Genomic DNA, 13,429 nt, shown 5'->3' with positions numbered 1-13,429 from the left:
CCTTGTTACCGAAGTCCAGAGCCTAACCAAGCATTGCACCGCAAACAAGTTGGCAATCCCATCGCGGCTAGTCGGTTCGGCCGAATTTGCGCATCAGTCCAGCGAGAGCGGCCAGTGAGGCGATCAGGCTGCCATAACAGATCACAACGACTTTGATCCCGAACACCGGCACCAAAAGTCCGGCAATTACGACTGGCAAGCCGAATGCCAAGTAGCTGATACAGAATAGCGCGGCGAAAGTTTCTCCTCTGACATCCTCGGGCACCAGCGGAATAATCGAGCGGATGAAACCATAAAAGCAGGTGCCGAAGCCCGCTCCAACGATAGCGAGCGCAATAAGGTAGAGCACTAGATTTTCGTATTGAATGCCAAACAAAGTGGCGAAGGTTCCCATTGATAGCGCTGCGGTGCCAAACAACATGACCTCACGCGCAGAGTAGTTGCGCGCAATGAAACAAGCCAGCGCACCAACCCCAGCCAGCAGTGCGACCACGAAGCCCTGGACGATCACATTTTGAATACCAAAAACACGTGAGATGATGAGTGCGCCAAGCGACAGATACAGCCCCCCTGTGGCCCAGCCCGCGAATAGCGCCGGAGCGCCACGCCAGAACGTGCCCCTGACTTCGATCGGGAGGCCAACGCGAGGCTTCAGCGCCTGCAACAAGCCTTCATGCCGTGGCGATGTTTCGGGCAAGCCCCATGTGGCCAGCGCCAACACCAGGCTGGCCACTGCAATCCCGGTGAATATATCAAATTTTGGCTCGGTAAGGTGCTCCATTGCGAAGCCGGATACCAAGGCCCCCAAGGCCAGCCCGACGAGGGGGATGACTGAATTACAGATCGCCGCGATGCCCTTGAATTCAGGGGGTTCAAGATCCGTAATAGCCGCCGACAGCGTAGACAAAAGAAGGCCGCATGCTACGCCCTGTACTACACGAGCCAATAACAACGCAGGCACAGAACCTGACAGTTCGAATCCGGCAGCGGAAACAGCGAGAAGCACGAACCCTATCGACAGTACAGGGCGTCGCCCGACATGATCCGAAATTGATCCGGCCACGAGCAGCGTCGCAAGAAGGGCAATTGCGTAGATTGCGAAGATCTCCGACACGACCAAAGACGAAAAACCAAGTTGCTGCTGCAAGAGCGGATAAAAAGGGGACGGCGCGCTCGCGCTCGCCATCATCAGAGCGCTTCCGGTAAGCACGATTGCGAAACCAGCGCGCTCTCTAGCCTTGGGTGACATCACAATCGTAGTCATTTTGGAATGCAGTCCTTCATAAGGGTTCGAAGTTTATCGAACCTTTCTCTAGTTTCTTTCTGCGGAAGGTTCAAGTATATTCGAACCATGAGTATCTTACCCGACACTGCCAGCCCCGATCTTGCGCACCCGCAGGAACAGGAGCTGCAACTGACGCAGGTCTTGTTCGCACTCAGCGATCTGGGCCGGTTGGACATCGTGCGTCAGCTCCGCGACGGCCCGGTCGAAATGGCAAACTGCAATTTAATGGACCCGGAAGTGGCGAAATCCACCAAGTCGCACCTGTTCAAAGTGTTGCGCGAAGCTGGTGTGATTCAGAACATCCCCAAGGGGCGAGGTCGCCTGCTGTCGCTGCGAAGAGATGCGCTTGACCGTCGCTTTCCTGGCTTGCTGGAAGCAGTGCTGAACGCAAACTAAGGGCGTGCCGCACCGATGGCGTATGCATTGCTTGTTCATATGGGCATGATGTCAAAGGTGCTGACTGGTATAGATGCGGATCAGTGTCTTTTCCCGCTCCGTTTCTCAGCGCCGCTCACAGTCCTGTGATTGAAAAAAGCCACACCACCCCTAGACGACCGGTCTAATGAGGCTATATCGGGGGTCATGGAACAGAAAAACGACACACGCTCACAGATACTGACCACAGGACGACGCCTGACAGCCAAGCAGGGCTACACAGGTGTCGGTCTGAGTGCGCTGTTGAAAGAGGCCGGTGTTCCGAAAGGGTCGTTCTATCACTATTTCGCCTCCAAGGAAGCTTATGGCTGTGCGCTGTTGAACGATTTTATGACGGACTATAGCACACGCCTGAACGCGTCGCTTGCGCATCCGGACATGGATGCACGGTCTCGATTCTTGACCTATTTCGAAGAGTGGCGGAAAAAACAGATCAGCCCCAACCTCGAAGACCGGTGCTTGGTCGTCAAACTGTCCGCAGAGGTTGCCGACCTCTCGGAGAACATGAGCAATATCTTGCAGAAAAGTGTGTCCGAAATCGTCGCGCGCCTGACGGAGACCCTTGAACAGGGAACGGACGATGGCACGATCGCCGCGCTTGAAGACGCCCGGTCCACGGCAGAAATGATCTATCACATGTGGCTTGGGGCCAGCCTCGTCGCGAGCCTCTCGCATAGTGAAGCCCCGCTCAATTCCGCAATGGGCGCAACAAAGGTGCTCGTTCCGAGGCCATAACCCTAAAAATTTTATCATGCCAATAGACGACCAGTCTATTCGCGAAAGGAAGCTCATGAAAATCTTCTACAAAACCACTGCAACGGCAACCGGAGGACGCTCGGGCACCGCCGCGCTCAACGACGGCAGCTTTTCAGTCCAGATGGTCCGCCCGGACAGCGGCGAGGCGGGGGTGAACCCCGAGCAGTTGTTCGCGCTTGGCTATGCGGCCTGTTTTGATAGCGCGATGGAAATGACCGCAAAACAACTCAAACTGGATGCCACAGGAGCCAAAACCACGATCGACGTCGGCATCGGCCAACGCGCCGAGGGCGGATACGGACTTGATCTCGACATCACCGCACATCTGCCGGGCATGGCTCGCATGGATGCTGAAAGACTTGTCGAAGCGACGCACCAGGTCTGCCCATACTCCAACGCCACACGCGGAAACGTTGACGTGCGCCTGCACATTGAAACTGAAGGAAACTGAACCCATGAAGAATTTTGACTTTCGCAATCCGACACATATCCTGTTTGGCAAGGGCCGTATCGCGGACCTAAAGGATCAGGTTCCGGCTGACGCAAAGGTGCTGATCCTCTATGGTGGAGGCAGCGCGGAGAAAACAGGCGTCCTTGGTCAGGTGCGTGCGGCACTTGCGGGCCGGACCTTGGTCGAATTTGGCGGCATTGAGCCCAATCCGCGCTACGCCACTGCGCTGGAAGCTGTCGAGGTGATTGGCCAAGAAGGGATCACCTTCCTGTTGGCTGTCGGCGGTGGTTCCGTTATTGACGCCACCAAATTTATCGCGGCGGCGGCCAAATATGATGGCGACGCCTGGGACATCCTGACATCTCGCGGGTCGGTCATCACGCAAGCGCTGCCCTTTGGCACCGTGTTGACCTTGCCCGCCACCGGGTCAGAGATGAACTCTGGCGCTGTGATCACCAACCCTGAAAAGGGTGCAAAGCTTCCGTTTAGCAGCCCGCATTGCTATCCGGTCTTCTCGGTGCTGGACCCTGAGGTCACTTACACGCTGCCGCCCCGTCAAATCGCGAACGGCGTGGCCGACGCCTTTGTTCACATCATCGAACAGTATTTGACCTATCCATCCGCCGCGCGCGTTCAGGACGGTTTTGCCGAAACCCTGCTCCGCACCCTGATCGAGCTTGGGCCCAAAGCCCTTGAGACGCCCGAGGACTATGACGTTCGCGCCAACCTGATGTGGACGGCAACGCTGGCCCTGAATGGCCTGATCGGCGCAGGTGTACCGCAGGACTGGGCAAGCCATATGATCGGACATGAGATTACCGCGCTTAATGACACCGACCACGCCCGCACACTGGCTGTCGTGTTGCCGTCACTGATGAACGACCAACGTGGCCCCAAACGCGAGAAACTGCTGCAATATGCTGCCAATGTTTGGGACATCCGCGAGGGATCCGATGAGGCACGGATTGATGCCGTGATCAAGGCGACACGCGGGTTCTTTGAACTGATGGGCATCAAAACCCGACTCGGCGATTACGATGTTGCCACGCCTGAAATTGATCGCATCATCGTCGCCTTGAAGGATCACGGTATGATCGCCCTTGGCGAACAAAAGGCCATCACCCCCGAGGATGCCCGCCGCATTCTTGAAGCAGCCCTGTAGGAGATAATGACCATGGCACAGACCGAAACAGTAAACCGCCAGCTTGTGCTGGCGGAACGCCCCAAAGGCGAACCGACCAAGGACACGCTTCGCCTTGTTGAGGGGGACGTCCCCTCCCCCGGTGTGGGCCAGATACTTCTGCGCACCGAATATCTGTCGCTGGACCCTTATATGCGGGGGCGCATGAGTGATGCGCCGTCTTACGCCGCCCCGGTGGAAATTGATGGCGTGATGGAGGGCGGCACAGTGGCTCAGGTCGTCACCTCACAGGTTGATGGCTTTGCGCCGGGCGACTGGGTGCTCAGCTTCAATGGCTGGCAGGATTATGCCCTGTCGGATGGCGCGGGGTTGACAAACCTTGGCAAATCACCCGCGCATCCGTCTTGGGCGCTTGGTATCATGGGTATGCCCGGCTTTACCGCTTGGGCGGGCCTTACACAAATTGGCGCGCCAAAACCTGGCGAGACCATCGCCGTGGCGGCCGCAACCGGCCCTGTCGGGGCCACTGTGGGCCAGATCGGCAAGATCCTTGGCTGCCGCGTGGTCGGCATCGCGGGCGGACCAGAGAAATGCGCCTATGCGGTCAATGAGTTGGGTTTTGACGCCTGTATTGATCACAAGGCAGATGACTTTGCCGAACAGCTTGCCAAGGCCTGTCCCGATGGCATTGATGTCTATTTCGAAAATGTCGGCGGCAAGGTCCTCGACGGGGTCATCCCGCTGTTGAATCCAAACGCACGGGTGCCGGTCTGCGGATTGATCTCTCAGTATAATGCGACTGACTTGCCCGAAGGACCGGACCGGATGAATTGGCTTATGGGTCAAATCCTGCGCAAGAAGATCAAGGTGCAGGGCTTCATCATCTTTGACGACTTCGGCCACCTCTACCCGGATTTTGCCAAAGACATGGGGGCGTGGATCGAAAGCGGCCAAATCAAGTACCGCGAAGAAATCATCGACGGTTTGGAAAATGCGCTCGAAGCCTTCATTGGCCTGCTGAATGGTGAAAACTTTGGCAAGCGCGTGATCCGCGTCGGCGAGAAAAAATAGGAAAATAACATGAAAATTCTGATGGTACTGACATCCCACGACACACTCGGGGACACAGGCAAGAAAACCGGCTTCTGGCTGGAGGAGTTTGCGGCCCCCTATTACGTCTTCAAGGACGCCGGAGCTGACATTACACTGGCCTCGCCCAAAGGGGGACAGCCGCCGATTGATCCGTCCAGCGACAACGCTGACGCACAGACCGACGACACCCGTCGGTTCAAAGACGATCCAGAGACGCAAAAGCATCTTGCGACGACGCTGAAGCTTTCGGATGTAACCGAAGACGGGTTCGACGCCATCTTCTATCCGGGCGGCCACGGCCCCTTGTGGGATCTGGCCGAAAATGCGGACAGCAAACGCCTGATCGAGGCCTTCGCCGCCGCCGACTTGCCTGTCGGCGCAGTTTGCCACGCCCCCGCCGTGTTCCGCCACACCCAAGGCGCGGACGGCAAACCGCTGGTGTCTGGCCGCCGGGTGACGGGTTTTACCAACACCGAAGAAGAGGCCGTCGGCCTTACCGATGTTGTGCCGTTCTTGGTGGAAGACATGCTGAAGGCCAATGGTGGCCAGTATGAAAAAGGGGCGGATTGGGCCAGTTTCGTGCTGCGTGACGGAAAACTGGTCACCGGCCAGAACCCCGCCTCATCCACCGCCGCCGCGCAAGAGATCCTAGCACTTCTGAAATAGGAGAAAAACGATGGTCGACCTGATCCTGCACCACTATGAAGCCTCTCCCTATTCCGAAAAAATCAGAACTTTGATGGGCTTCAAGGGGCTGTCATGGTCATCGGTCATCGTGCCTCCTATTGCGCCAAAGGCTGATCTGCTGGCCCTGACGGGTGGCTACAGGCGGGCCCCAGTGCTTCAGATCGGGGCGGATATCTACTGTGATTCCGCCCTGATCGCCGCCGAGCTTGACCAGCGGTTTCCGGCGCGCGCCCTTGCCCCGAACACTGCGGGCACAGCGACCCCGCTGCTCGACAATTGGGCGGACCGCATTTTGTTCTGGCAAGTGGTTCGTTACAGCATGGGCCTGCGGGCCGATGCCGTTCCCCCAGCCCTGATCCACGACCGCGAGGCGTTTTGGGATCACAAGATTGATCTGGACGGCCTGAAAGCGGATGTTAGATATCATCGCGGCCAAATTACAACAGGGCTTGGTTGGCTTGAGAACCTGCTGGGCGGTGCCGATTTCTTTGCCGGGGACACGCCCGCGCTGACTGATCTGGCACTCTATCATGTGGTTTGGTTTTTTGCCAAAGCTGACACAACCGCCAGCGGCAGCGGTCTATCGCCGTTCCCGGCATTGTCGGCATGGATGGCGCGCATTGCGGAGTTCGGTCACGGCACACGAACCGAATTGGCGCCTGCTGAAGCGATCATGATCGCGGTTTCGGCGACCCCTGCCCCGCTTCCCGCAACGGGTCTTGCTCATCCCGCGATAGGCGCGTCGGTACAGGTTCTGGTCGATGAATTTGGCACGGAAGTCATCGACGGTACGCTGGCTCATATCGACGACACCCGCATCATTCTGCATCGGGACACGCCACAGGTGGGAACGGTTGCCGTGCATTTCCCGCGTCACGGCTATCCGCTTCGTACCACCTCAATTCAAGGAGAAAACACATGAAAACGCGTAATCTGGGCGCCGGACTTGGCGCGACATCAGCCATTGGACTTGGCTGCATGGGCATGTCCGAATTCTACGGCCCAACCGACCGCGATCAATCCTATGAAACGCTGGACCGTGCGCTTGAATTGGGCGTCACGTTCTACGACACCGCCGATATCTATGGCAACGGCGCGAATGAAACCTTATTGTCGGATTTCGTTCGGCAAAACCGGGACAACCTCACGCTGGCGACCAAGTTCGCAATCATCCGTTCCGACGATCCGACCGCACGGCATATCGACACCAGCCCAGCCTATGTGAAACAGGCGGTCGAGGCGTCGCTGAAACGTCTGGGGATTGATCAGATCGACCTCTATTACGCGCATCGCCTTGATGGGGTGACCCCGATCGAGGACACGGTCGGAGCGATGGCCGATCTTATCAAAGAAGGTAAGATCAGGGGGATCGGGTTAAGCGAAATCTCCGCACAAACTTTGCGTCGGGCAAATGCGGTGCACCCGGTTGCGGCGGTTCAGACAGAGTATTCGCTGTGGTCGCGCGACCCAGAGGCAGAGATGCTGGCCACGTGCGCCGAATTGGGCACGGCTTTTGTACCCTACAGCCCGCTTGGGCGCGGCTTTCTGACCGGCAAGGTCACCACACTAAGCGACCTGGCTGATGATGATTTCCGGCACACCCAGCCGCGCTTTGCCGATGGAAATCTGGATCAGAATCTGAACTTGCTGGAGCAATACCGTGCCATCGCCGACAGCGCCGGATGCTCGCCTGCGCAACTGGCGCTCGCATGGGTCTTGGCCCAAGGCGATCATATTATTCCGATCCCGGGCACCAAACGGCGCACCTATCTTGAAGACAATATTGGGGCCGCCGATGTCACACTAAACGAGAACATTCTCACCCGCCTCGATACCTTGTTCCCACGCGGCGCTGCCGCTGGCGACCGTTACACGGAACAAGGGATGCAGATGACCGATCTGTAGATCGGAAACCCCGCATTGCAAGCTCGATCGGCGGCGCAGCGCCTTTAACCTAAACCCTGCGCCGCCGCCACAAATTCGCCCCCAAAACGACCGGATCAGGCGTTGGCCACATCCGGCACGCCCAAAGCAACCGGCCCACCCCTTTGTCCTAAATGCACTCTCCTGACAGTCAGGAGACGAGGAGTTACTATGTCAGCCATCCCTGAAACCGACCTCTTTTCCCCCGTCGTTGTCGGACCTTATACGCTGTCAAACCGCATCGTAATGGCCCCCCTAACCCGCGCGCGGTCCCCCGAAAACATCGCCACCCCAATGATGCAGGAATATTACGCCCAACGCGCATCGGCAGGCCTGATCATCAGTGAAGGCGTGAACATTTCGCCGCAGGCCACAGGGTACGCCTTTACTCCCGGGATCTGGACCGACGAGCAAATCGAAAGCTGGCGCCCCGTCACGGCCGGTGTGCATGATAAGGGTGGCCGCATCTTTGCTCAGCTGTGGCATGTCGGCAGGGTGTCCCACCCGGATGTGCAGGCCGGTGGGATATTGCCTGTCGCTCCCTCCGCTGTTCGCCCTGAAGTGGATGCGTTCACTCCGGATGGAAAGAAACCAGCACTCACACCGCGGGCGCTGGCTCTGGAGGAGTTGCCGGGGATTGTCGCAGATTACGCGCAAGCGACGCGCAACGCTCTTGCCGCAGGGTTTGATGGCGTCGAGATTCACGCCGCGAACGGATACTTACTCGATCAGTTCATGCGTGACGGGGCCAACCAGCGTACTGATGCCTATGGCGGATCGGTCGAGAACCGCATTCGGCTGACACTTGAGGTCACGAAAGCTGTCGCGGCCATCTGCGATGATGGCCGCACAGGGATTCGGATATCTCCGATCAGCACGGCCAATGGCCTTACGGACAGCAATCCTGAACCCGTGTTCACCGCACTTGTCGATCAGTTGAATGATATTGATCTGGCTTATCTCCACGTTGTGGAAGGTGTGACGGGCGGAGCACGAGCCGTCGAGGGTGGATTTGATCTGAATATCTTGCGGCAGCGTTTCAACGGGATCTACATCGCCAACAATGGCTATGACAGAGACCTTGCAATTGCGGCGCGCCGCAGTGACGCCGCCGATCTAGTCGCCTTTGGTCGTCCCTATATTGCCAACCCGGACCTCGTGGCCCGGCTACAGCAGAACGCACCCCTCAACGCACTTGACGGCGCGACCGCATATGGCGGCGGGGCCGAGGGATACATCGATTACCCTGTTCTCCCACATGAGTGATCGCAGGAACGTACACTTACCAATCCAGGACTGGACAATGGCCGGTCCTGAAACCTCTGCCTTCCGTGAGCAGATCTAACAAAAAGGGTTCTACCATGGCCTATGAAACACGAAATCCATACACTGGTACTCTTCTGGAAACCTTTCCAGATGCAACCGACGCGGAAGTTCATCAAGCGATTGAAACTGCTCATGCTGCATTTCTATCGTGGAAGGAAACCAGCTTTGAAGAACGCGCGCGAGTGATGCACAATGCCGCTGAAATATTGCGGCGTGATGTCGATATTTTCGCCAATCTGTTGACTGTTGAGATGGGCAAACTTGTGCCCGAAGCCAAAGCAGAAGTTGCTCTGTCAGCGGACATCTTTGACTATTACGCAAACAATGCCGAGGCGCTATTGGCTCCCGAAAAGCTGCCAGTGGCCGACCCCAATGAAGGTGACGCCGTCCTTTCTGCGGAGCCGCTTGGGGTTTTGCTCGCGATCGAGCCCTGGAACTTCCCATTCTATCAGGTGGTCCGTATCGCTGCACCACAGCTGTCCGCAGGCAATACCATGTTGCTCAAACACGCCTCCAATGTTCCGCAGGCCGCCGCCGCATTCGAAAAGCTGATGCTGGATGCTGGTTTGCCTCAGGGTGCGTTCAAGAACCTCTATGCAACACGGTCTCAGATCGAAACCATCATTGGCGATCCCCGCGTTCATGGCGTTGCGCTCACCGGATCGGAAGGGGCCGGCTCGGTCATCGCCTCGCAGGCTGGCAAGGCTTTGAAAAAATCGACGCTTGAGCTTGGCGGTGCAGATGCTTTTGTGGTGTTGGCCGATGCGGAAATGGAGAAAACCATCAGATGGGCGGTCTTTGGCCGACACTGGAATGGTGGTCAGGTCTGTGTGTCTTCAAAGCGCATGATTATTGTTGATGATGTCTATGATCAGTTTCTTGAAGGCTACACTGCGGGTGTCGCCAAGCTGAAAGCTGGTGATCCGCTGGACCCAACCACAACCTTGGCCCCCCTGTCTTCCGAAGCCGCCGCAGAAGAGATCAAAGACAAAATACGTCAGGCGGTATCCTACGGAGCCACAGCAACCGAAGTCGGGCCGCGCGTTCCCAATTCGGGTGCTTTCGTTCAGCCGACCATCCTGACCGATATTTCAGAAGACAACCCCGCTCGGTATTGGGAGTTTTTCGGTCCGGTTTCGATGCTTTTTCGCGCAAAGGACGAGGCGGACGCCGTACGCATTGCCAACGATTCACCATTTGGGTTGGGCGGGTCGGTGTTCACGGCCGATCCGAAGCATGGCGCGGAGATTGCGAAACAGATTTCTACGGGCATGGTCTTTGTCAATCACCCGACCATGGCGAAGGCGGATCTTCCTTTCGGTGGCATCGGGCGTTCGGGCTACGGCCGCGAACTGGTCGGGCTCGGCATCAAGGAGTTCATCAATCACAAGCTGATCTCAGTGGTTGATATCGACGCCCCGTTCTAAGAAAAAATGCGCCAATCGGACCTGTGGTTGGGTTGGCGCATTTGCTTGAAAGGGCTCTGTTGATGGCGTGGATGCCCCTCCCGACGGCATCGCAATGTGCCATTGTGGTGAGTGTTGAAGCCATCACAGTAGGAAGGAGCATCCATGTCCGAAGTTACAATTATCGGTGTCGACTTAGCAAAGCGCGTTTTCCAGTTGCACGGGGCATACAATGACGGATCCATCGCGTTTCGTAAGAAGGTTTCACGAGGTCAATTTCTCGCGTTCGTGGCACAGCAGCCTACATGCATGATCGCCATGGAGGCATGTGCGACTGCGCACGGTTGGGGCCGGGAGTTGTCTGCAGCGACACGGCATTTCCCGGCTGCCTGATGTCGAGGGCGACAAGCCAAAGCGCCAGAAGTTCAAACGATACCCCATCGGCTTCTTCCATATCGACATCGCCGAGGTTCAGACTGCTGAAGGCAAGCTCTACCTGTTCGTCGGTATTGACCGGACCAGTAAGTTCGCAGTCACCCAACTCGTAGAGAAGGCAGACCGCAAGACCGCTTGGGAGTTCCTACAGCAAATGCTCGAGGCCGTGCCCTATCAGGTCCACACAATTCTCACCGACAACGGCATTCATTTCGCAGAGCAACCGCGCAATCGCAACACCGCCTATTCAAGGCCGATGCGCTTCGACATGATCTGCGAAGCCAACAGCATCGAGCACCGCCTCACCAAGCCAAACCATCCGTGGACCAACGGTCAGGTGGAGCGAATGAATCGCACCATCAAGGACGCGACGGTCAAGCGATTCCATTACAACAACCATGACCAATTGAAGGCGCATCTCGCAGACTTCATGGCAGCCTACAACTTCGCGCGCAGGCTCAAGACCCTCGGTGGCCTCACGCCCTACGAATACATCTGCAAGATCTGGACATCCGAGCCAGACAGATTCATCCTAAATCCGATCCACCGGATGCCGGGACTAAACACCTAACGCGCACCAACTGCGCGCGATGGAAAACATGATCCACGACGGATTCCAGGGCAACCGGTATCGGGCATCCTTGCGCCACTAGCCACGCAAATTCATGCGAAAGGTTTTCTCGATGCGGCTCATATCAGAATACTCGACACCCGCCTGCTCAGCGAACTCTTGCCACTTCGCGACCGCGTCCACAATCTCCTCGATTGCCTGGTTCGCCTTGTTGGATTTCAGCCCCACGTTCGAAGCAAGTACCATGAGGTCGCCATGGGTAAAATCGTTTCGCTTTCCCGCCAAGCTCATCTGGTGATCGCGGGTCCATGAGCCAGAAGGATTGTAGGAATAGGCCACGTCATAGGCGGGAGACAGTCGCCAGGCTCCGGACCGGTCCATGAGGAAGGAAATATTCTTGACGTGGTCATCCTGGTTGCGGGCGACAACGTTGAAGACCGCACGCTTGTACTGCTGTTCTACGACGTCCATCCCGAGCCCAAGATCCCTGATTGTCAAGACGGCCTGCTCGTAGGAATAAGATGCCGGGTCGTTGAAATCGAAATGCTGCATCGCGCCTAGCGATTGCATGTGGCGCTTTCGCCCCCGTTCGTCCCGGTCGAACCGACGTGTCATGAAGTGGCTTCGGCCGCCCTCGTGGTGAAGCCTGCATTCCGACATGTCGATGCCCGCTTCGGTCGCCATCAGGTAATATGCGTACTCGATCTTTCCAAAGCCTTGCGGGTCGGCGAGCTCTTTGTCGCGGTTGTTGGACACTCCGTCGAACTTCAAGAGCCAATGCTCGTACCCCTCGTTGACTTTGACTTGCCCTGACCTGAACTCACCGGTGTCTCGGTTCCAGGCGAGTACAGCCTTGGCGCGCGCGCCACCCGCCGAGGTCCCGACGCTCAAGATATCTTCCAGCGCCTCGGCGTCGTCTTCACCCCCCAGCCTACCTGCAAGGTTCTCACGCTCGCTTAGTACCCTGTTTGCCAGATCCACCAACTGGGCCACTTCGAGTTTTTTTGACCGGGTCGCCTTGCGGACCGTCGGCTCGAACTCCAGTGCCCCGATCCCCCGGTTACCGATGTAACAAAGCCGATCCACGGGGCTGAACCGGTCCGCGCTTCGCCCCGTTTCCGCAAGCCACGCATCGATCAGCCGGTTGCCGAACTTGTCTGGCAACGCGTCGGCCAACATGCCGGGCAACCCTTTGAACGTTTCTTTCGGAAGGGCGGGAAACTCGTAGGGTGCTTCCCGAACTGGCATCTTCAGGGGCGCGACCTCAATACCCGCACCCACAAAGGCCGGATCGTATTGAAAGATGCCGAGTGCGCGTGCCTCATCCCAACTCACAGCACCAATGCGCCGACCCCACAATACTATGCTCGCGTCAGTCATCTACGTCATCACCCCAGGTCCATGTTGATTTTCTGGAGCGTTCGGATACAGGACTCGCTCTCCTGCGCTCCTTCCCCTTCTGCGAGACGCGTTCAATTGGCCTGATGTCTCCCTCTGGTAACGCAGAGAGTATTGGCTCTTCCAGATCGAGCGCGGTGGCGACGCGAAGAAAGGTGTCCAGGGTCGAAGGGTCCCCCGCTTCAAGGCGGCGCAGGGTGCGTACTCCGATGCCCGCCTTCTCGGCGAGGTCAGTTTGGGTCACGTTGCGCGCGAGGCGCAAGCGCGCGAGACGTTGCCCGATTTCTTGTTCGATTTGTTGAGATGTCGCCATTTTACTTTAAAGGCCGCAAGATGCCGATTACTCCAGATAATTTGCTAATGTCGGTCGTATATGGCCTTTTATGGTGATTCTTGTCAATAGGCCTCAAGTGGCCTCTTGTAGCGTCAACCCTTCATTACGGGGCCGCATATGGCCTTTCGATGAAAAGTTGGGATATCACTGCAGCGAGTTATTGGGGAAACGGACCCGAGCGAACTCTAA

13 protein-coding genes and 2 pseudogenes are annotated in these 13,429 nt (G+C 57.2%); 12 read left to right on the top strand and 3 right to left on the bottom strand.

What is annotated here, in order from left to right:
* Positions 1-67: 67 nt before the first annotated feature.
* Positions 68-1,264, bottom strand: a complete 1,197-nt coding sequence (locus FIU86_RS21675) for an MFS transporter (protein WP_152477457.1) — start codon at positions 1,262-1,264, stop codon at positions 68-70.
* 87 nt (positions 1,265-1,351) lie between these two features.
* On the opposite strand from FIU86_RS21675, the gene FIU86_RS21670 reads away from it, so the two are divergent.
* The 12 genes and pseudogenes from FIU86_RS21670 to FIU86_RS21620 all read left to right on the top strand — a co-directional run.
* Positions 1,352-1,681: a helix-turn-helix transcriptional regulator gene (locus FIU86_RS21670; protein WP_152477456.1), complete on the top strand. Its 330-nt coding sequence runs from the start codon at positions 1,352-1,354 to the stop codon at positions 1,679-1,681.
* A 129-nt stretch (positions 1,682-1,810) separates the two neighbouring features.
* On the top strand, positions 1,811-2,455 hold the full coding sequence (locus FIU86_RS21665) for a TetR/AcrR family transcriptional regulator (RefSeq protein ID WP_254704053.1): 645 nt from the start codon (positions 1,811-1,813) through the stop codon (positions 2,453-2,455).
* A 55-nt stretch (positions 2,456-2,510) separates the two neighbouring features.
* The gene (locus FIU86_RS21660) at positions 2,511-2,927 is read left to right on the top strand and encodes an organic hydroperoxide resistance protein (protein WP_152477454.1); all 417 of its coding nucleotides are present in this window, start codon (positions 2,511-2,513) and stop codon (positions 2,925-2,927) included.
* Positions 2,928-2,931: 4 nt separating this feature from the next.
* Positions 2,932-4,089, top strand: coding sequence for an iron-containing alcohol dehydrogenase (locus FIU86_RS21655; protein ID WP_152477453.1), 1,158 nt, complete (start codon positions 2,932-2,934; stop codon positions 4,087-4,089).
* Positions 4,090-4,101: 12 nt separating this feature from the next.
* Positions 4,102-5,139, top strand: a complete 1,038-nt coding sequence (locus FIU86_RS21650; RefSeq protein ID WP_152477452.1) for an NADP-dependent oxidoreductase — start codon at positions 4,102-4,104, stop codon at positions 5,137-5,139.
* A gap of 9 nt (positions 5,140-5,148) precedes the next feature.
* Positions 5,149-5,826 carry a type 1 glutamine amidotransferase domain-containing protein gene (locus tag FIU86_RS21645; protein WP_152477451.1) on the top strand — a complete coding sequence of 226 codons (678 nt, stop codon included), beginning with the start codon at positions 5,149-5,151 and terminating at the stop codon, positions 5,824-5,826.
* A 10-nt stretch (positions 5,827-5,836) separates the two neighbouring features.
* A complete protein-coding gene (locus FIU86_RS21640; RefSeq protein WP_152477450.1) occupies positions 5,837-6,769 on the top strand; it encodes a glutathione S-transferase family protein in 933 nt (310 codons plus the stop codon).
* The gene (locus FIU86_RS21635; protein ID WP_152477449.1) at positions 6,766-7,752 is read left to right on the top strand and encodes an aldo/keto reductase; all 987 of its coding nucleotides are present in this window, start codon (positions 6,766-6,768) and stop codon (positions 7,750-7,752) included. The genes FIU86_RS21640 and FIU86_RS21635 overlap by 4 nt, the downstream gene beginning before the upstream one ends.
* A 189-nt stretch (positions 7,753-7,941) precedes the next feature.
* A complete protein-coding gene (locus FIU86_RS21630; protein WP_152477448.1) occupies positions 7,942-9,036 on the top strand; it encodes an alkene reductase in 1,095 nt (364 codons plus the stop codon).
* A 95-nt stretch (positions 9,037-9,131) separates the two neighbouring features.
* Positions 9,132-10,523: an NAD-dependent succinate-semialdehyde dehydrogenase gene (locus FIU86_RS21625; protein WP_152477447.1), complete on the top strand. Its 1,392-nt coding sequence runs from the start codon at positions 9,132-9,134 to the stop codon at positions 10,521-10,523.
* A 144-nt stretch (positions 10,524-10,667) separates the two neighbouring features.
* Positions 10,668-10,862: pseudogene (locus FIU86_RS22950) on the top strand (IS110 family transposase); the annotation flags it as partial.
* Positions 10,861-11,508 (top strand): annotated as a pseudogene (locus tag FIU86_RS21620) (integrase core domain-containing protein); the annotation flags it as partial. The pseudogenes FIU86_RS22950 and FIU86_RS21620, both read left to right, overlap by 2 nt.
* Positions 11,509-11,586: 78 nt before the next feature.
* On the opposite strand, the gene FIU86_RS21615 reads toward FIU86_RS21620, so the two are convergent.
* Positions 11,587-12,888 carry a type II toxin-antitoxin system HipA family toxin gene (locus FIU86_RS21615; protein WP_152477446.1) on the bottom strand — a complete coding sequence of 434 codons (1,302 nt, stop codon included), beginning with the start codon at positions 12,886-12,888 and terminating at the stop codon, positions 11,587-11,589.
* Complete coding sequence (locus FIU86_RS21610; protein ID WP_064225030.1) at positions 12,881-13,219, bottom strand: helix-turn-helix domain-containing protein; 339 nt, start codon at positions 13,217-13,219, stop codon at positions 12,881-12,883. The genes FIU86_RS21615 and FIU86_RS21610 overlap by 8 nt, the downstream gene beginning before the upstream one ends.
* Between the last annotated feature and the right edge of the window lie 210 nt (positions 13,220-13,429).

It is taken from the genome of Roseovarius sp. THAF9 (assembly GCF_009363715.1).
Classification (GTDB): domain Bacteria; phylum Pseudomonadota; class Alphaproteobacteria; order Rhodobacterales; family Rhodobacteraceae; genus Roseovarius.
The sequence above is the reverse complement of the archived record's forward strand: the minus strand, read 5'-3'. Positions and strand labels throughout refer to the sequence as shown.

Excerpts from the sequence above, each read along its gene's own strand:
- FIU86_RS21610 (WP_064225030.1), bottom strand. The coding sequence starts at position 13,219 with ATGGCGACATCTCAACAAATCGAACAAGAAATCGGGCAACGTCTCGCG.
- FIU86_RS21630 (WP_152477448.1), top strand. The coding sequence starts at position 7,942 with ATGTCAGCCATCCCTGAAACCGACCTCTTTTCCCCCGTCGTTGTCGGA.
- FIU86_RS21635 (WP_152477449.1), top strand. The coding sequence starts at position 6,766 with ATGAAAACGCGTAATCTGGGCGCCGGACTTGGCGCGACATCAGCCATT.
- FIU86_RS21670 (WP_152477456.1), top strand. The coding sequence starts at position 1,352 with ATGAGTATCTTACCCGACACTGCCAGCCCCGATCTTGCGCACCCGCAG.
- FIU86_RS21640 (WP_152477450.1), top strand. The coding sequence starts at position 5,837 with ATGGTCGACCTGATCCTGCACCACTATGAAGCCTCTCCCTATTCCGAA.
- FIU86_RS21645 (WP_152477451.1), top strand. The coding sequence starts at position 5,149 with ATGAAAATTCTGATGGTACTGACATCCCACGACACACTCGGGGACACA.
- FIU86_RS21650 (WP_152477452.1), top strand. The coding sequence starts at position 4,102 with ATGGCACAGACCGAAACAGTAAACCGCCAGCTTGTGCTGGCGGAACGC.
- FIU86_RS21660 (WP_152477454.1), top strand. The coding sequence starts at position 2,511 with ATGAAAATCTTCTACAAAACCACTGCAACGGCAACCGGAGGACGCTCG.
- FIU86_RS21675 (WP_152477457.1), bottom strand. The coding sequence starts at position 1,264 with ATGACTACGATTGTGATGTCACCCAAGGCTAGAGAGCGCGCTGGTTTC.
- FIU86_RS21615 (WP_152477446.1), bottom strand. The coding sequence starts at position 12,888 with ATGACTGACGCGAGCATAGTATTGTGGGGTCGGCGCATTGGTGCTGTG.
- FIU86_RS21655 (WP_152477453.1), top strand. The coding sequence starts at position 2,932 with ATGAAGAATTTTGACTTTCGCAATCCGACACATATCCTGTTTGGCAAG.
- FIU86_RS21625 (WP_152477447.1), top strand. The coding sequence starts at position 9,132 with ATGGCCTATGAAACACGAAATCCATACACTGGTACTCTTCTGGAAACC.